The organism is Pseudomonas sp. PDM10 (assembly GCF_014852295.1).
In the GTDB taxonomy this organism is placed as follows: domain Bacteria; phylum Pseudomonadota; class Gammaproteobacteria; order Pseudomonadales; family Pseudomonadaceae; genus Aquipseudomonas.
The window spans coordinates 1,076,459-1,095,212 of record NZ_JACVBJ010000001.1; the positions used below are offsets into that span (position 1 = coordinate 1,076,459).

14 protein-coding genes are annotated in these 18,754 nt (G+C 58.1%); 9 read left to right on the forward strand and 5 right to left on the reverse strand.

What is annotated here, in order from left to right:
* Positions 1-67: 67 nt before the first annotated feature.
* The 4 genes from IB252_RS04980 to IB252_RS04995 all read left to right on the forward strand — a co-directional run bounded on the left by IB252_RS04980 (position 68) and on the right by IB252_RS04995 (position 2,619).
* Positions 68-592, forward strand: coding sequence for a DUF6586 family protein (locus IB252_RS04980; protein WP_111450591.1), 525 nt, complete (start codon positions 68-70; stop codon positions 590-592).
* A gap of 52 nt (positions 593-644) precedes the next feature.
* Positions 645-1,679, forward strand: coding sequence for a hypothetical protein (locus tag IB252_RS04985; protein ID WP_192407169.1), 1,035 nt, complete (start codon positions 645-647; stop codon positions 1,677-1,679).
* A gap of 3 nt (positions 1,680-1,682) precedes the next feature.
* On the forward strand, positions 1,683-2,240 hold the full coding sequence (locus IB252_RS04990) for a LemA family protein (protein ID WP_192407171.1): 558 nt from the start codon (positions 1,683-1,685) through the stop codon (positions 2,238-2,240).
* Positions 2,241-2,385: 145 nt separating this feature from the next.
* Entirely contained in the window at positions 2,386-2,619 is a 234-nt protein-coding gene (locus IB252_RS04995) for a hypothetical protein (RefSeq protein WP_008151412.1), read from the forward strand.
* 93 nt (positions 2,620-2,712) lie between these two features.
* On the opposite strand, the gene sulA is transcribed toward IB252_RS04995, so the two are convergent.
* Positions 2,713-3,186 carry an SOS-induced cell division inhibitor SulA gene (sulA, locus tag IB252_RS05000; RefSeq protein ID WP_076030379.1) on the reverse strand — a complete coding sequence of 158 codons (474 nt, stop codon included), beginning with the start codon at positions 3,184-3,186 and terminating at the stop codon, positions 2,713-2,715.
* A gap of 10 nt (positions 3,187-3,196) precedes the next feature.
* Positions 3,197-3,805: a transcriptional repressor LexA gene (gene lexA / locus IB252_RS05005; RefSeq protein ID WP_007933171.1), complete on the reverse strand. Its 609-nt coding sequence runs from the start codon at positions 3,803-3,805 to the stop codon at positions 3,197-3,199.
* 229 nt (positions 3,806-4,034) lie between these two features.
* Between lexA and IB252_RS05010 the strand changes: the two genes are divergently transcribed.
* From IB252_RS05010 to IB252_RS05025, 4 genes are all read left to right on the forward strand, one after another.
* Positions 4,035-4,742 carry a TetR/AcrR family transcriptional regulator gene (locus tag IB252_RS05010; protein WP_008151407.1) on the forward strand — a complete coding sequence of 236 codons (708 nt, stop codon included), beginning with the start codon at positions 4,035-4,037 and terminating at the stop codon, positions 4,740-4,742.
* A 158-nt stretch (positions 4,743-4,900) separates the two neighbouring features.
* On the forward strand, positions 4,901-5,911 hold the full coding sequence (nagZ, locus tag IB252_RS05015) for a beta-N-acetylhexosaminidase (RefSeq protein WP_223526653.1): 1,011 nt from the start codon (positions 4,901-4,903) through the stop codon (positions 5,909-5,911).
* Between the two features lie 12 nt (positions 5,912-5,923).
* A complete protein-coding gene (locus IB252_RS05020; RefSeq protein WP_192407173.1) occupies positions 5,924-6,661 on the forward strand; it encodes an S-methyl-5'-thioinosine phosphorylase in 738 nt (245 codons plus the stop codon).
* 46 nt (positions 6,662-6,707) lie between these two features.
* Positions 6,708-10,013: a DEAD/DEAH box helicase gene (locus IB252_RS05025; RefSeq protein ID WP_192407594.1), complete on the forward strand. Its 3,306-nt coding sequence runs from the start codon at positions 6,708-6,710 to the stop codon at positions 10,011-10,013.
* 140 nt (positions 10,014-10,153) lie between these two features.
* Here the strand turns inward: IB252_RS05025 and IB252_RS05030 are convergent, their stop codons facing one another.
* From IB252_RS05030 to mfd, 3 genes are read right to left on the reverse strand one after another with little or no spacing between them, the layout of a single operon-like run.
* On the reverse strand, positions 10,154-12,844 hold the full coding sequence (locus IB252_RS05030; protein WP_192407175.1) for a DEAD/DEAH box helicase: 2,691 nt from the start codon (positions 12,842-12,844) through the stop codon (positions 10,154-10,156).
* Positions 12,845-12,854: 10 nt separating this feature from the next.
* Positions 12,855-13,421 carry a CsiV family protein gene (locus IB252_RS05035; RefSeq protein WP_192407177.1) on the reverse strand — a complete coding sequence of 189 codons (567 nt, stop codon included), beginning with the start codon at positions 13,419-13,421 and terminating at the stop codon, positions 12,855-12,857.
* A 10-nt stretch (positions 13,422-13,431) separates the two neighbouring features.
* Positions 13,432-16,881 (reverse strand): transcription-repair coupling factor, encoded by a 3,450-nt coding sequence (gene mfd / locus IB252_RS05040; RefSeq protein WP_192407179.1) that lies wholly within the window; start codon positions 16,879-16,881, stop codon positions 13,432-13,434.
* Between the two features lie 362 nt (positions 16,882-17,243).
* Between mfd and IB252_RS05045 the strand changes: the two genes are divergently transcribed.
* Entirely contained in the window at positions 17,244-18,707 is a 1,464-nt protein-coding gene (locus tag IB252_RS05045; protein WP_192407181.1) for a glyceraldehyde-3-phosphate dehydrogenase, read from the forward strand.
* Positions 18,708-18,754: the final 47 nt, after the last annotated feature.

Consider the following 18,754-nt stretch of genomic DNA (forward strand, 5'->3'; position numbering starts at 1 on the left):
AGCGGAGCTGATCCACGACACTGTCTGACCTGCATTAAGCAATTATTTCGTTGTGGAGGCTGCCGTCATGGCCCACGAACTCTATACCCGTACCAACCAGAAGATTTACTTCGCCGGCCTGTCGCTCGAAGCGCTCGCCAAAGCCGAAGAGGGGCGGGCGATGAACTCCCTGGCGCTGATCCAGGCCGGACGCGAGTCGGCCTTGTTTCACCTGTACGGTGCGTTGCTGGGGCTGTGCCATGAAATCGCCGGTTTCTATCGCTTGCCTCAGGCCAATGCGCCTCGTGCCGAGTTATTGCTGACGCGCGAAGTGCTTGAAGCCATCGCGATTCCGGAAATGGCCGAGATGGTCGAGTTGGCCAATAATTCGGAAACCTGGCTGGCCAAACTGCTGGCAGCCCACGCTGCGCTGTTTCAGCCGCCACGGGCGCCGCACAAGCCTAAGGGTGACGTGACGCAGCCGCTGATCCTGGCCGTTAACCTGGATGAAGAAGAGGCTCCTCAAGAGCTGAGCCGGGAAGAGCTGGAGAGCTGGCGTCAGAACCTCAAGGGGCTGGCGATTCGGTTTCGCGAAGGCCTGAACGAGTGCTGAGCACATAATTGCATCGGACACTGCGTTACGTTGGTCTCTTCAGGGATGAAGCATGTCTTCCATTTTGCACAACAAAAAACTGCGTCAGTTATTTGAACAGTCGGACGCCCGTGTCGAAGCGGCAACCAGTACCGCAGATCTGCTCGAGGTGATAAAGCAGCTCAGGGCATTTGGTGCGCCGCTGGCGTTCGATAACGCCACAGCCAGGCTGTTCCGTTATATCGGTTTGGGATTGATCGCCGCCACCCTTCTCTTCATACCTTTTATCGTGCTGGGCATCGCTTTTCTATTGGGCGGCTGGCTTGTGATGGACCACAGGTCCGGGGTGATCGACGCTCTTTCTAAAAAAATCACCCATAAGTCTTCATTGCTCACCTATGGGTTAAGCGAGTCGTTCAACCCGGAAGAGCAAGTGCTGGAGAGGGTGAGCGGGGAGTTCAAAGACTTTCATCGAGGCTCTTACCGTCGACAGATCTTGAAATCGGCTCAAGGTACCTACCTTGGCGCGGTTCATGAGTTGCCCTTCACTTACCAGCACTTGCAGTACGTTGATCGCGAAAGTTACAAGGCCACCGTGCCAGATGGGGCAGGCGGTACCAAGGTTGAAACCAAGACGGTTGACCACGAGTTTGAACGGTACAGCCTGGTGCTGGGTTTTCCGTGGGTCGAGAATGTGGTCGTGCGCGGTGACAGGCATTGGGAGGTGGATCTTGAGGAGGCTCTGGATACAGCTTCCAGCGAATTCAATAGCGCGTTTCACCTGACAGGCAGTACCCAGATGGCCTGTGCCGTTTTTGCCAAGCCCGCGACGGTGCTTCACCTACTGCAGCTCCATCAGCAATTGAGCGACGTCAATCTGGAGTTCTCGGAGCATGGGCGGCTGTGTCTGAGTTTCAGCGATCCTGGATTGCTTGCGCCCAGCGCAACCGAAGGGCTCCAAAATCTGCAGGCCTTTGAGCAGTTAGTTGAGGCGGGTATTCGCTTGCCTCGTCTGGACTTCTTGCTGTCGTGGGTCCATCGATTGGCCGAATTGCATGACGATAACTTCGCGCTTTCCCCGAAACCTTTAAAAAACATGGAGTATTAGACGATGGGGTTGTTATTGATTATCGCGGTGGTAGTCGGGATTACCTTCTGGACCTGTTACAACCGAATCATTGGGCGACATAATCGGGCTCAGCGCGCTTGGGCTGATGTCCTGGTGTATGAGCGGCAGAAAACCCGGGTGCTCGATTTGCTTGAGCAGCAGGTTGCAGGTTTCAAGGAGTACGAAGGTGCGCTGCTGGAAAAGATCACGGGTCTGCGCTCGGCCATCGGCAAACTGCCACAAGAGGCGAACGGGGACGCTCTACAGCCGGTGCAAAAGGGAACGCGGGAATTGCTGACGGGATTGACCGTGGCATTTGAAGCTTATCCAGAGCTCAAGTCCAATGAGTTGGTTAACAACTTCATGCGGGAAATCACTGAGCAGCAAGAAAACATCGGTGCGGCCATTACCATCTTCAATGGCGCGGTAGAGGTGTTCAATAACTCGATCCAGATGTTTCCTAACTCCTTTGTGAATGGCTGCCTCAACAAAAAATCGATAATCACTCCATTTTCCGACTCCCAGGCTTCCGCAACATTTGAGTACAAGCCGAATTTTTAAAGGTGGAGGATGACAGGCTCGGTCAGTCTGGAGTGTTCGCAAAAAGCTTTTTTGTAGCGGCTGGCTGATTACCGTTCCTCAAGATCCCGAGCGAAGCCTGGCCGATGCCTATATAATCCCCGCCTTTCGTGGAGAACAGACCTTTATGCCAACGTCCTTTCTAGAAATTGTCGAGTTACCAGACGGCCGTATCGAGCTGCGCAGGGCTGAGGACGAGGGTTCTCTGGTTACTTTGGATTTCTCCGAGGATGCCAAAGCGTTCCTGCAGGGCCAGCACGTGGAAGTCGCCAAGGCGATGTTGAGCGTCGGCGTTCAGATGGCCGGACGCTTGGTTGAAGGCGATTTCAATACGGACGAGGCGTCTCGGGTTCTTCATTGATCCCGCCTGTCGGTTTTTGTTGATATCGCTACAGGTTGGCTTCTCTATCCTTGGAGAAGCCCCGCGCTGTTCAGCGCGCGCACTATTTGTCAGTTAACCCAGTCGAATATTCAGGCTTTGTGCGTCCCCGATCCGGGCGGCGCTGATCAACTGTTGCCGTGAAGTTGTACTCAATGGGTTGAGCCAGCTGACCACCGTGTGGCTGCGGCCCAGGCGCAAGGCCTCGCAGGTCAACTGCTGAGCGCTCTGAGTGCCGCGCGGTTGCAGCAGCAGGATGCGTTCGCGGTTAAGGCCGGCGTCCCGCAACCAGGCCTGGGTCAGGCTGGCGGGCGGAGCGATCAGCGTCAGCCAGCGCGCATCCTGGTCCTGGCTCAGTTCCCTGAGAATCGGTGCAAGAAGGTTCAGGCAATTCCCGGCTGCACCACGCAGCGACAGCTCACTGAAGACTTCGGGCTCGGTGCTCCAGGGTGACTCGACCACGTCTTTCAGGATCGGCGCCAATGGCTGCACCATGAAAGCCTCGAACAACGGCAGTTGGGCTTGCTGTGATGTGTGTGGGAACTGCATAAAGCCTCCTTTAGCGGCGAATGACGCCGACACTCAAGCCTTCGATCACCAGTTCCTGATCTTTCAGGTTCACTTCGATAGGGGCGAATTCAGGGTTTTCGGCAATCAACCAGACCTTGCTGCCATCGCGCTTGAAACGCTTGACGGTCACTTCGTCGCCGATCCGCGCCACTACGATCTGGCCGTTGCGGGCTTCGCGGGTGGTGTGCACTGCCAGCAGGTCACCGTCGAAAATCCCCACATCCTTCATGCTCATGCCATGAACCCGAAGTAGATAGTCGGCGCGAGGATGGAAGAACGACGGGTTGATGTTGCAGGACTCTTCGATGTGCTGCTGGGCGAGGATCGGAGCACCGGCAGCCACTCGGCCAATGATCGGCAGGGTGGACTCGTCGGCCTTGGCTTCGAAGCCGGGGATGCGAATACCACGGGAAGCACCGGGCGTCATCTCGATCGCACCCTTGCGGGCCAGCGCCTTGAGGTGTTCTTCCGCCGCATTGGGCGACTTGAAACCCAGTTCCTGAGCGATTTCCGCGCGGGTGGGTGGGTAGCCGTTGTCTTCGAGGCAGCGTTTGATGAAGGCCAGAATCTCTGCTTGGCGTGGCGTCAGCTTTAGCATATTGATCGCTCTGTCTTTTTATACAGTGACTGGGATTATATACAGTGGAACGATCTTGGCAATGCTCCTTTTTTTGCCGACCGCCAGACGGTCGATGAGCCTGCTGATTCACGCTTGCGAGTTGTATGGTTAAATAGCTGACCGACCATTCCCAAAACGAACCGTCAGGCTTGACAAGGCCTGGGCTGAAACGTATGTTTCAAACAAGTGTTTGTCAGGCGGAGTAGCCATGGCCCAGTCGGAAACCGTTGAACGCATTCTTGATGCTGCCGAGCAATTGTTCGCGGAAAAAGGTTTTGCTGAAACCTCATTGCGTCTGATCACCAGCAAGGCGGGTGTCAATCTGGCGGCGGTGAACTATCACTTCGGTTCTAAGAAGGCGCTGATCCAGGCAGTTTTTTCGCGCTTTCTCGGGCCGTTCTGCTTAAGCCTTGATAAAGAACTCGAGCGGCGTCAAGCCAAGCCGGAGAACAAGCCGACGCTTGAAGAGCTGCTGGAAATCCTCGTGGAGCAAGCCCTGGTGGTGCAACCACGCAGCGGCAACGATCTGTCGATTTTCATGCGTTTGCTGGGCCTGGCTTTCAGTCAGAGCCAAGGGCACTTACGGCGCTATCTGGAAGACATGTACGGCAAGGTGTTCCGCCGCTACATGATGTTGGTCAACGAAGCTGCACCGCGTATTCCGCCGATTGAGCTGTTCTGGCGTGTGCACTTCATGCTCGGCGCCGCCGCGTTCAGCATGTCCGGCATCAAGGCCTTGCGCGCAATTGCCGAGACAGACTTCGGCGTCAACACCTCCATTGAGCAAGTAATGCGTCTGATGGTGCCGTTTCTGGCCGCGGGCATGCGCGCCGAAACCGGTGTGTCCGACGCGGCCATGGCCACTGCGCAGCTGCGTCCGCGCAGTAAATCAACCCCGGTTGCCGCCAAGGTTTAGCCGCACACGGGTGGGCGCGGCAGCTGACATCCGCTAAGCTAGCCGCCCATGCCGACTCTCGTTCTGAACCCGCTCCCTATTTATATCGCCGACCTGCCGGGCATAGCCCATGGCGGCGATTGCGTGCGAGCCGGGTTTATCGTTATCAAGGAATCTCTATGACTGCTGGCCTGCAAGGCTCGTTGATGGTGGACGTCGCCGGTACCTGGCTGACGGCTGAAGATCGCCAATTGTTGCGCCAGCCCGAAGTGGGCGGCCTGATCATTTTCGCCCGCAACATCGAACACCCGCGCCAGGTGCGCGAGTTGAGCGCCTCAATCCGCGCCATTCGCCCCGATCTGCTGTTGGCAGTCGACCAGGAGGGCGGTCGGGTTCAGCGTTTGCGCCAGGGCTTTGTACGACTGCCAGCCATGCGCGCCATTGCTGACAATTCGAATGCCGAGTACCTCGCCGAGCAGTGCGGCTGGATCATGGCGACTGAAGTGCTGGCCGTCGGCCTCGATCTGAGCTTCGCTCCGGTGCTGGACCTCGACTTCCAGCGCAGCGCCGTAGTCGGCACCCGTTCATTTGAAGGTGATCCCGAGCGAGCAGCGTTGCTGGCGGGAGCCTTCATTCGTGGCATGAACAGCGCCGGGATGGCCGCCACCGGCAAGCACTTTCCCGGTCACGGCTGGGCCGAGGCCGATTCCCATGTTGCGATCCCTGTTGATGAGCGCAGCCTCGACGAAATTCGCGCCAATGACCTGGTGCCGTTCACCCGACTGAGCAAGCAACTGGCTGCGGTCATGCCGGCCCACGTGATCTATCCACAAGTCGATTCCCAGCCTGCCGGCTTCTCCCGCCGCTGGTTGCAGGACATCCTGCGTGGCGAGCTGCAATTCGATGGCGTGATCTTCAGCGATGACCTGTCCATGGCCGGTGCCCACGTGGTCGGCGATGCTGCCAGCCGTATCGAAGCGGCGCTGACGGCCGGTTGCGACATGGGCCTGGTGTGCAACGATCGTGCGGCCGCTGAACTGGCCCTGAGTGCCGCCCAGCGCCTGAAGGTCAAACCGTCCGAGCGCATCGCGCGGATGCGCGGCCAGTCGTACGCCAGCACTGAATACCGTCAAGACCCGCGCTGGCTGACAGCCGTGGGCGCGCTCAAAGATGCTCAACTGATAGATTGAGGACTTTTCGTGATGACGGTTTACGCGATTATCGGCGGCACCGGCCTGACTGAGCTCGAAGGCCTGAGCATTCGTCAGTCACTGGTGGTGGACACCCCTTACGGCGCGCCTTCGGCTGAAGTGCAGATCGGCGAGTACGCCGGCAAGGAAGTGCTGTTCCTCGCGCGTCACGGTCATCCTCACCGCTTCCCGCCGCATCAGGTGAACTACCGCGCCAACCTCTGGGCGCTGAAGCAGGCCGGCGCCGAAGCGATTCTCGCGGTCAACGCCGTGGGTGGGATTCATTGCGCGATGGGTACCGGACATTTCTGCGTGCCGCATCAACTGATCGACTACACCAGCGGTCGCGAACACACCTATTTCGCCGATGATCTTGAACAGGTCACACACATTGACTTCAGCTATCCCTACAGCGAGCCACTGCGTCAGCAGTTGATCGCGGCGCTGGCGGCCGAAGGTGTCGGCTACAGCAGTCATGGCGTGTACGCCTGCACTCAAGGGCCGCGGCTGGAAACTGTCGCTGAAATCGCCAGACTGGAACGCGACGGATGCGACATCGTCGGCATGACCGGGATGCCGGAAGCGGCCTTGGCTCGTGAGCTGGAACTGGATTACGCCTGTCTGGCGCTGGTCGTAAACCCGGCGGCGGGCAAGTCGACGGCAGTGATTACCATGGCCGAGATCGAGCAAGCGTTGCGTGACGGGATGGGGAAGGTGAAGTCGACGTTGGCCCGGGTGCTTAAAGGCTGAGTCTTGATACCTGCGAACTACAGTCACTTTCAGAAGTGTAAATATGATGCTGGCAATTATTGAGCGACTTCATGAGCTGCCGTGGGCGCAGATGTTCAGTCATCGTGCTCTGGATAAGGCTCGCAGATACGCTGTAGAAAGCCGGGTACAAATCCGCGAAATCGAGGACGCTCTCGTTCTCGCCATCTGCAAAGGTTCTCAAGGGAATATCTACGAACAAGCCATTGAACTCATTGAAGACCCTAATGGTGATTTTGAGCTGGTTTGCTCTTGTTCGTGTCCAGTGGTGATCAATTGCAAGCACTGCGCAACCGTGCTTTACAACCTGCAAGAACTTCCGGTGGACTCGTTCAAAAGTAATGCCTCGGTTCACCTGAATCGTGAGTTGGAACGTTGGCTCAATGATATTCCCCGCGACGTTCCAGATCGCGATGGGGCTGCGCAGAGCGCTGGCACTTGCTGGGTTTACAAACTCAAAGCAACGTCCACCACAGGCAAGTGGTTGCTGGAAATCTACAAGGCTCGTCAGCTCAAGGATGGCCGCTTGCAGGACATCAAATCCGTGTACTCGCCGTCAGACGCACTGATGCGAGAGCCCGGCTATCTGTCGGAACTTGATCTGCGAATCGCAAGATTGCTGGTCGCCGTCCACTCCCAACATTCGTTTTACAGCGGCTATCCCCTGCAAGGCAGCAGTGGTGCCGAAGTTCTTCAATTGGCATTGAAAACCTCACGCCTGTATCTCGACTTCGAACAATTGCAGCCGCTGGTGCCTGGAAAGAGCAGGTCTGCGCAGTTTGTCTGGATCGAGCAAGCCAGCGGCAGCTTCCGTCCTCGGTGGTGTAGTGACGATGCTCCTGAAGAAACGATTCTGGCGCTGGAACCTCTGTACTACCTGGATCGCGAACGGATGGAAGTTGGGCCGCTGCTTAGCGAGCTAGACGAAAAGCTAGCCTGCCATCTGTCATTGGTCCCTGACATTCCCGCACGTCAGGCCATGCAATTCAGCCATCGGATGAGTGCGGTGACTCGAGTCGTGCCTCCACCGCATGCATTGATCGAGCGGATCGTCGATGACGTCGAACCCAAAGCCTTCCTGACGCTTGCAAGCACCAACCGTTACAGGAGCTGGAAGCACGAAGTTGAACATCGCGCGGCATTGGCGTTTACCTACAACGGGCACATGGCGGCGGATAAAAAATCCTCAGAAGTACTGATACTGTCCGGCACCGAAACCCTGCGCATTCAACGCAAACCCGCGGCTGAAAAAGCTTTGCGCCAAGCCTTGCAAAAACAGGGCTTCAAAAAGGCCACCCGTAAAAGTGATGCGCTACCCGACAGTGCGGGCGAAATGTTCGATTTGCCGGACGACTCGGCCTGGCTGGCTTTTGTGCAGTCCGTAGTCCCGGCGCTCAGAGAGGCAAATTGGCAGATCCGTATCGGTGAGGGCTTTCATTTCAATGTGCAGCCCGTAGATGAATGGTATGCCGATGTCGAGGAGTCTCCGGGGCGCGAGTGGTTCGATCTGCAGTTGGGTGTCGTCGTCAATGGCGAGCGCCACAGTTTGCTGCCCATCCTGCTGCAACTGTTGCACAGACAACCGCAGCTGCTGAACCCGACTGAGTTGGCCATGCGTGACGATGACGATCAAGTGCTGATCGATCTCAGCAGTGGGCAGTTGGGTGCCAAGCCAGGTATGAAAATTGCGCTGTCCCTGGGGCGAATCAAGCCATTGATGGCAACGCTCGGCGAGTTGTATTTGGGGGTGAGCAGCAGTACCTCGTTACGCTTGAGTGCCCCTGATGCGGCGCGATTGAGTGAGTTGGAGGGGTTACCTCTGGTCTGGCAGGGCGGTGAGCGCTTGCGCAGTTTCGCCAAACGCTTGCGTGAATCGACTCAGGCGAACGTTGCTGTGCCAGAAGGCCTCAACGCCACATTGCGGCCTTATCAGCATGAAGGTCTGAACTGGATGCAGACCCTTCGTGAGCTTGAGGTCGGCGGTATTCTTGGCGACGATATGGGCCTGGGCAAGACCCTGCAAACACTGGCTCATTTACTCGTGGAGAAACAGGCAGGACGACTCGATGTTCCGGCACTTGCGGTGATGCCGACCAGCCTCATCCCCAGCTGGCTCGACGAAGCGGCACGCTTCACCCCGCAGCTGAAAGTCTTGGCGCTGCATGGCGCCACTCGCCAAAAGGACTTCATCAACCTTGCCGAATACGATCTGGTGCTGACCACGTATGCGTTATTGCCGCGAGATCTTGAGGTTTTGCAGCCACAGGTCTGGAGCGTGCTGATTCTCGATGAAGCGCAGAACATCAAAAATCCGCTCAGCAAAGCCGCTCAGGCTGCCCGTGATCTGGAGGCCCGGCAGCGATTGTGCCTGTCTGGCACGCCGTTGGAAAATCACCTCGGCGAGCTTTGGTCACTGTTCCACTTCCTGCTGCCCGGCTGGCTAGGCGACAGTAAAACCTTCAATCGTGACTACCGCACCCCGATCGAGAAGCACGGCAATAGCGAACGGATGCAGCACCTGACAGCCCGCATAAAGCCCTTTCTGCTACGCCGCAAGAAAGAACAGGTCGCCACCGAGTTGCCGCCAAAAACCGAGATTGTGCATTGGATCGAACTCAGCGATGGGCAGCGGGATGTTTATGAAACCGTGCGCGTGGCGATGGACAAGAAGGTGCGTGACGAAATTGCCCGCAGCGGTGTTGCGCGTAGCCAGATCATCATCCTCGACGCTTTGCTGAAGTTGCGTCAGGTTTGCTGCGATCTGCGGCTGGTCAAAATGTCCCTGACGGCGAAAGCACTTCGTGCGGGCAGCGGCAAGTTGATCGGTTTGATGGAGATGCTGGAGGAGTTACTCAGTGAGGGACGCAAGATTTTGTTGTTTTCGCAGTTCACTTCGATGCTTGCATTGATTGAGGAAGAATTGCTGCATCGTGGTGTTGGCTATGCGTTATTGACTGGCGAAACGACTGATCGGCGCACGCCAGTCAAAGACTTCCAGAGCGGCAAGGTGCCGTTGTTCCTGATCAGCCTGAAGGCGGGTGGGACGGGGCTTAATCTGACGGCGGCCGACACGGTGATTCACTTCGATCCATGGTGGAACCCTGCTGTTGAAAATCAGGCCACCGATCGTGCTTACAGGATCGGTCAGGACAAGCCGGTGTTCGTCTACAAGATGATTGCCAAGGGCACGGTGGAAGAGAAAATACAGGCACTGCAACAGGAGAAGGCGGCGCTGGCCGGGGCCGTACTTGAAGGTGGGACGACCGGAGGTTGGAAGCTTGAGCAGAGTGACATTGAAGCGTTGTTTGCGCCGTTGCCTGAACCCAGGTCCTGATAGCTGATTTCTTCAGTCAAATACGATGTGACCCCATCGCGGGCAAGCCACGCTCCCACAGGATTGATGTTAACCCTGTGGGAGCGGCGGTGCGGCGATCCGACTTGCTCGCGAAAGCGATCTACCTGGCGCCGTGGTCCTCAGCGCTTTTCCAGCTTGTCCGGCAAGGGCGCAAACAATGCTTCAATATCATCACTCTGCAACTTCCAGTCCCCGGTCTTGCGTCCATCCAGCACGCCAGCCGCCAAGTCGGATTTTTCCTTCTGCAGATGCTGAATCTTCTCTTCCACCGTGCCCCTGGCAATCATCTTGTAGACGAACACCGGTTTCTCCTGACCAATGCGATACGCCCGGTCAGTGGCCTGATTTTCTGTCGCCGGGTTCCACCACGGATCGTAGTGAATCACCGTGTCGGCTTCGGTCAGGTTCAGGCCGACGCCACCGGCCTTCAAGCTGATCAGAAAGATCTGACGCTTGCCGCTCTGGAAGTCTTTGACCGGTGCGCGCCGGTCGCGGGTCTGTCCGGTCAGCAGCGCATAATCGACTCCGCGTTTTTTCAGCTCATCTTCAATCAATGACAGCATTGAAGTGAACTGCGAGAACAGTAGAATCCGCCGACCTTCATCGAACAATTCCTCAAGCATTTCCATCAGGCTGTCGAGCTTGCCCGACGTGCTGCCGCGAGTGGGCAGGGTGGCATCGTTGACCAGACGCAAATCGCAGCAAACCTGACGCAGTTTCAGCAGCGCCTCAAGAATGATGATCTGGCTGCGCGCCACACCCTTGCGGGTGATCTCGTCGCGGACTTTCTTGTCCATCGCCAGGCGCATGGTTTCGTACACGTCGCGCTGGGCTTCGTTGAGCTCGACCCAATGGATGATTTCAGTTTTCGGCGGCAGCTCAGTGGCCACTTGTTCCTTGGTTCGACGCAGCAGGAACGGTTTTATCCGACCGTTGAGGTGCTGAAGTCGCACTTCGCTGGCGCGCTTTTCGATCGGCACGCGGTAATCGCGGTTGAAGCTTTTTACGTCACCCAGCCAGCCGGGCAGCAGGAAGTGGAACAGAGACCACAGCTCACCCAGGTGGTTTTCCAGCGGCGTGCCGCTCAGGCACAGACGCTGACGGGCATTCAATTCGCGGGCAGCGTGGGCGGCCTTGCTGTTGGGGTTTTTGATGTATTGCGCTTCGTCCAGAACCAACACGTGCAAAGGCTGCGCAGCGAGACGTTCGACGTCTTTGGGCAGCAGTGCATAGGTGGTCAGGATCAGGTCGTAATCGGCCAGCGTGTCGAAATGCTTTTTGCGACTGGCGCCGTACAGCGCCAGCACTTTGAGTTGCGGTGTGAAGTGCGCCGCTTCATCCAGCCAGTTGGGGATCAGGCTGGTGGGCATCACCACCATGCACGGCCGATCGAGGCGTCCGGCGTTCTTCTCGCTGAGAATGTGCGCCAGGGTCTGTAGGGTTTTGCCCAGACCCATGTCGTCCGCGAGAATCCCGCCGACTTCCAGTTGTCGCAACGACTGCATCCAGCTCAAGCCTTCCAGCTGATAGGGGCGCAAGGTCGCGTTCAAGCCTTCCGGTGCGGTCGAGGTGAAGTCCTTTATGTCCCGCAGCCGCTGGGCAAAGGTGCGAATTTGCTCGCCGCCCTCCCAGAGCAAAGGCAGGTCTTCCAGCGGATTCAGTCGCGTGGCATCGGCCTTGCTCAGGCGCAGCGTCGTTTCGCCGGGCCCTTGCAGGTAGAACTCGCCGAGGGTCGCCAGTACCGGTTTCAATCGGCCGAAGGGCAGGGCGACTTGCAACGGCCCGTGCTCGGAGTTCGGTCGATTGGGAATATTCACCAGGATCAACTCGTCGTCGCGACGTCGTGCAAGGCGTTCCGGATTGAGGATCTCGGTGTGAGAGCGCATCAGGTTCAGCAGGATCGGCAGCAGGCTCAGCCGCTCGCCGTTGACAATGATTCCCAGCTCCAGATCGAACCAGTCGCGCTCCGGCGTTTGTTCGACGGTGGCGTACCAATCGTCCACGGCAGTCAGGTCGAAACCGAAGTCTTCGTCGATCTGCAACTCCCAACCCTGGGTACGCAGCTTCGGCAGTTCATTGAGGGTGAAGGTCAGCCAGGCGCTGTCGTTGACCATCTCGAAAAGTTCGCCGGCGCTTTCCGGCAAGGCCTTGCTTTGGCGGGTGGCAACCTTGAAACCGAGGATTCGCAGCTGTTCCCTGTAGGTCTGTTCGACTTCCGGGTGGCGTTTTATCCGTAACGTTTGCGTCTCCTGACGAATCAGAATGTCGGCGTTCTTCTGCCCGGAAACGTATTCATCCAGATAGCTGAATGACAGCGCCGCGCGATGCTGAATGTAACGCTGCATTTTGCCATTGCGCGGTTCGAAGGCGCTGAACTCGATGCTCGCCAGCCACAAGCGAGGTACCGGTTGCACGTTATCCACCAGCACTTGCGGGGCCTTCGGGTTACGGTTTTCCAGTACGGCTTGAAGTTTCTCGAGTAGCTCGGCGTCTTGCGCGGCGGCTGGGTAGGCGAGAGTTTCCTGCACTTTCAGGAGCACCGCTGCGCAATGTTTGCAGTTGCTGTGGACAGGGCAGGTGCACGTGGCATCGATCATCAGCAAAGTGGCTTTGGCCGACTCGCGCAGGCGAATGGTCTGACGGTAAACGTTACCGCCAGAGCCCTCGCAGGCGGCAATGATCGTGGCGTCGCCGGCCTCGACGATCCTGACGCGGTTCTCCAAAGCGTAGCGACGGCCACGCTCCAGGCTCTGTTCCTTGAATCGGCTGACCCAGGAAGGTGCCAGGGGTTTGCTCAGGGTCGCTGACATAAGGACTCAATCAGTCCGGAATTTCATCGGGGACTGGCCGAGGCGCAGGGGTGGTGAGCGAGGTGATCTTGATCAACATGCCCAAGTGGCCGTTGTCGAGGAAGTTCAGCTGACCGTTCTTGGTGTGGCTTTCCTGGTTCATGCGTTCGCTGGCGGTGACCATGCCGTTGGCGTCGATCTGGTTAACCCAGAAGTCGGCGTCTACATCAGTGAAACGTCCCAGTTTCAGGCTCAGGGTGCCTTCGATCGGGAACTGGCCGAACTGTTCCGCGCCGTCGCTGATCGCGATTTTGCTGGCTGTTTCACCGAGCATCTGTTGCCAGGCCTTGTGCAGCAGCACGGTGTAGTCGCTGCTGGCGGTGAGTTTTTTCACTTCGGCATTGAGGCTCGGGGTGCGCAGGCTGTCGGGGCTGATGTGTTGGGCGCCGGCCGCCCAGTCTTCCGGTGCGGCGCGGCTGATGATCGCGGGCACGGCGTTTTGGCGGACCAGAATCATTTCTATCTGATAGAGGTCATCGGCAAACGTCGTCGGCGCAACCAGGGTCATCAACAGGATCAGTGAGCGAAACAGGCGCATGCGGCGTCCTTCAAGCAGTTTTCGGAATGAGGTGCTCAAACAGCGCCTCTACAGTATTAAAGCGCTCTTCCGGGCGCTCCATCGGCACCTGGAATTTAAACATCGTGGCGCCTTCGAATTTGTAGCGTTTGGGCTGGCTCTGGATCAGTTTGATCAGCGTCAGCGGGTCGACCGGGGTTTGCGTCGCGAACTCGATTCGGCCACCTTGCGGGCCGCCGTCGACTTTCTTGATGCCCAGTAGCTCGGCCTGCAATTTCAGCGCGGTAATGCGCATCAGGTTCTTGGTCGGTTCCGGCAACAGACCGAAACGATCGATCATCTCCACCTGCAAATCCTTGAGGCCTTCCTCGTCGGAGGCCGAGGCGATGCGTTTGTAGAGAATCAGTCGGGCGTGTACGTCCGGCAGATAGTCCTCGGGAATCAACGCCGGTACCCTTAGATTGACTTCCGGACCACCGCCGAGCGGCTGATCGAGGTTCGGTTGTTCGCCCTTGCGGATCGACTTCACCGCGCGCTCGAGCATTTCCATGTACAGCGTGAAACCGACGGCCTGGATCTGCCCGCTCTGCCCGTCGCCGAGCAATTCACCGGCGCCACGGATTTCCAGGTCGTTGGTGGCGAGCACGAAGCCCGCGCCGAGGTCCTGGGTATTGGCGATCGCTTCCAGACGTTTTTCGGCGTCAGGCGTGATTTGCTGGCGCGGCGGCGTCAGCAAATAAGCGTAAGCCTGGTGGTGGCTGCGACCGACCCGGCCGCGCAACTGGTGCAGCTGTGCCAGGCCGAACTTGTCGGCACGCTCGATGATGATGGTGTTGGCGCTCGGCACGTCAATGCCGGTCTCGATGATGGTCGAGGCGATCAGCACGTTGAAGCGCTTGTGGTAGAAGTCGCTCATCACTTGTTCGAGATCACGTTCGCGCATCTGCCCGTGGCCGATGCCGATTCGTGCTTCCGGCACCAGTTCAGCGAGGTCGGCGGCGCATTTCTCGATGGTCTTCACATCGTTGTGCAGGTAGTAGACCTGACCGCCACGCAGCAGCTCACGGAGCAAGGCTTCTTTGACCGTGCTCTTGTTCTGCTCCATGACGAACGTCCGTACCGACAGGCGACGGGCCGGCGGCGTGGCGATGATCGACAGATCGCGCATGCCCGACACGGCCATGTTCAGCGTGCGCGGAATCGGCGTGGCGGTCAGGGTGAGAATGTCGACTTCACTGCGCAGGGCCTTGAGCTGTTCCTTCTGACGGACACCGAAACGGTGCTCTTCGTCGATGATCACCAGCCCCAGGTTTTTGATTTTTACATCGTCCTGCAGCAGCTTGTGCGTGCCGATGACGATGTCGATCTTGCCTTCGGCCAGGTCCGCAACCGCAGCGTTGACTTCCTTGGTCGACTTGAAGCGGCTCATCACTTCCACGCTCACCGGCCAGTCGGCGAAGCGGTCGCGGAAGCTGTTGTAATGCTGCTGGGCGAGCAGGGTGGTCGGCACCAGAATGGCTACCTGGCGACCGCCGTGTACCGCGATGAACGCGGCGCGCATCGCCACTTCGGTCTTGCCGAAACCGACGTCGCCGCAAACCAGCCGGTCCATCGGTTTCGGCGCGAGCATGTCGGTGCGCACGGCTTCGATGGTGGTTTGCTGGTCCGGTGTTTCTTCGAACGGGAAGCCGGCGCTGAAGGTCGCGTAGTCGGCTTTCGGGTCGGCGAACGCATAACCTTCGCGAGCGGCACGGCGGGCATAGATGTCGAGCAACTCGGCGGCCACGTCGCGCACCTGTTCGGCAGCTTTGCGTTTGGCTTTCTGCCAGGTCTCGGAGCCGAGGCGGTGCAGCGGGGCCAGGGCATCATCGCTGCCGGTGTATCGGGCGATCAGATGCAGGTTGGCCACCGGCACGTAAAGCTTGGCGTTTTCGGCGTATTCGAGGGTCAGGAATTCAGCGGCCTGACTATCGATTTCCAGGATCGTCAGCCCGAGATAGCGACCGACGCCGTGATCGATATGCACCACCGGTGCGCCTTCGCGCAGCTCGGTAAGGTTTTTGATCACGGCGTCGTTGTTGGCGTCGGCGCGTTTTTCGCGGCGACGGCGTTGCATCACGCGTTGACCGAACAATGGGCTTTCGGCGACCAGCGCCAGCGCCGGGTCGTCGAGTACCAAGCCTTCGTCGAGCGGCGCGATGGTGATCGCCAGGCGCTCTTTGCTCGCGACAAAATCCGGCCAGCTGTCGACGGTTTTCGGTCGCAGCTTCAAGCGTTCCAGCAATTCCAGCAGTACTTCACGACGGCCCGCGGATTCGGCGGTAAACAGCACGCGACCGGGAAATTCGTCGAGGAAACCCGCCAGCGCCGCCAACGGTTGGGTGGCCTTGGCTTCGATGGCCAGGTTCGGCAGCTCCCGAGCGGGGAAGCGCTCGCGGCCGACGCCGGTTTCCACGTCCTGTTGACTGGCGACCACGCGTGGCCAATTCTTCAGGCGCGCAAAGCAATCTTCCACCGGCAGGAACAACTCGGCCGGCGGCAATAAAGGACGGGCCGGATCGACGCGACGCTCTTCATAGCGATTGCGCACGTCGTTCCAGAAGTTCTCCGCCGCTTGCTCGATGCCCGGCAAGGAAAACACTTGCGTTTCCTGCGGCAGATAATCGAACAGCGTGGAAGTCTCATCGAAAAACAGCGGCAAGTAGTACTCGATACCGGCCGGTGTAATCCCGCTGCTCAAATCCTGAAAGATCGGGCAGCGACGGAAGTCGACATCGAAACGTTCACGGAAGCGCGCCTTGAAGCGGGTGACCGCATCCTTTTGCAGCGGGAACTCTCTCGCTGGCAGGAGGCGAACCGTTTCAACCTTGTCGATGGAGCGCTGGTTTTCCGGATCGAAGGTACGAAGGGTCTCGATTTCGTCGTCGAACAGGTCGATGCGGAAAGGCAGTTTGCTACCCATCGGGAACAGATCGATCAACGAACCGCGCACGGTGAATTCGCCATGCTCGTAGACGGTATCGACGTAGCGATAGCCGCTGGCCTCGAGACGGGTGCGCATTTGCTCGACATCTAGCTTCTGGCCGATGTCCAGCACCAGGCTGCTGCCGAGCAGGAATTTGGTCGGCGCCAGACGATGCAGGGCCGTGGTGATCGGCACGACCAGAACGCCATGACTCAGCTCCGGCAACCGATACAGGGCGGAGATTCGCTGGGAAATAATGTCCTGGTGCGGTGAAAACAGATCGTAGGGCAGGGTTTCCCAGTCCGGGAAATGCAGCACCGGCAAATCCGGGGCGAAGAAACTCAGCTCCTGTTCCAGCCGTTCGGCACTTTGGCTGTCGGCGGTCAGCAGCAGGGTGAAGCGCTTGGCAGCGCTGGCGGCCTCGGCAATAGCCAGGCTCAGGGCGGCACCGGGCAGGTTGCCCCAGTGCTGTTTACCTGCCGCGGCAGGGAGAAGCGGTAGACGCAGAACGGGCACGGAAGGTTGAGCTCCAAGCGTTGCGACAAAGTCGGTAATTGTAGCGGTCCCCGGTGCCGCCTGTCAGTTGCAGATGTGTCTATTACACAGGTTGGGCGAAATGTAGTGGTAAAGACAAAATCGGCCCGTTTTTTAGTAAAAATGACTGAATATGTAGTGGCAAAACGGTCGAGTGTTACGGAGGGTTACAGACAAGACAGCGATGTCTCCGAAAAAATGACTGCTTTGCAGGCCCCGGTTTTATTGGGCTTGAGCCTTGCGTCATTTTTTTGAAGAGGATTTTGTTACTGGCTGCGCGACAAGCGCGCATTGCTACGGGAGGCACTCGGCGGCATAATGTAGCCCCTTTTTTCTGCCCCTACATGTGGAAGGTTCCCGTGACTCAGAAGCCCGACCAGTGTCTTGGTGAATGGATCGACCGTGAAGCACTCGCAGAAGCGATGATTCCGCTTATCGGTCAGCTCTACCGCAATAACAACGTGGTGAGCTCGATCTATGGCCGCAGCCTGATCAATCGTTCAGTCATTGCGATTCTCAAAGCCCACCGCTTTGCTCGTCATCGTCAATCCGATGACAGCGAATTGTCCGTCCACGAAACATTCCCGCTGCTCAAGGCAATGAGCGAACTCAAGCTCGGCGCTGCTTCGGTAGACCTGGGCAAGCTTGCAGTCAAGTTCAAGGCTGAAGGCAATGGCCGCACTGCCGAGCAGTTCGTCCGTGAAGAACTGGCTGACGTCGTTGGCCAGCAAAATGTTTCCGCGCGCAAAGGCACCGACGTTGTTCTGTACGGCTTCGGTCGTATCGGCCGTCTGCTGGCACGCATCCTGATCGAGAAAACCGGTGGCGGCGACGGCCTGCGTCTGCGCGCCATCGTTGTCCGCAAGGGCGCCGAGAACGATCTGGTCAAACGTGCCAGCCTGCTGCGTCGTGACTCGGTTCATGGTCCGTTCGATGGCACCATCACCATTGATGAAGCCAACAACACCATCACCGCCAACGGCAACCTGATCCAGGTTATCTACGCGAAAAACCCGACTGAAGTGGACTACACCCAGTACGGCATCAAAGACGCGCTGCTGGTGGATAACACCGGTGTATGGCGTGACGCCGACGGCCTGGGCCAGCACCTGGCTTGCCCGGGTATCGATCGCGTTGTTCTGACCGCGCCTGGCAAAGGCAAGCTGAAGAACATCGTTCACGGCATCAACCACGGTGAAATCACCGCTGATGACAAGATCGTTTCCGCGGCTTCCTGCACCACCAACGCCATCGTGCCGGTGCTCAAAGCCGTCAACGACAAGTTCGGCATCATCAACGGTCACGTTGAAACGGTTCACTCGTACACCAACGACCAGAACCTGATCGACAACTTCCACAAAGGCGATCGCCGTGGCCGTAGCGCCGCGTTGAACATGGTGATCACCGAGACCGGTGCTGCCACCGCTGCTGCCAAGGCGCTGCCTGAGCTGGCCGGCAAGCTGACCGGTAACGCGATCCGCGTTCCGACGCCTAACGTGTCGATGGCCATTCTCAACCTGAACCTTGAGAAAGCCGCCACCCGTGAAGAGATGAACGAGTACCTGCGCTACATGGCGCTGCACTCCGATCTGCATAAGCAAATCGACTACGTCAATTCGCAGGAAGTGGTTTCCACCGACTTCGTTGGCTCGCGCCACGCAGGCGTAGTGGACGCTGAAGCAACCATCAGCCAAGACAACCGCGTTGTTCTGTACGTTTGGTACGACAACGAATTCGGTTACAGCTGCCAGGTGGTTCGCGTGATGGAAGACATGGCCGGTGTAAACCCGCCTGCATTCCCGCGCTAAGCATTAGCCGCACATGAAAACGCCCCGACTTTGATCGGGGCGTTTTT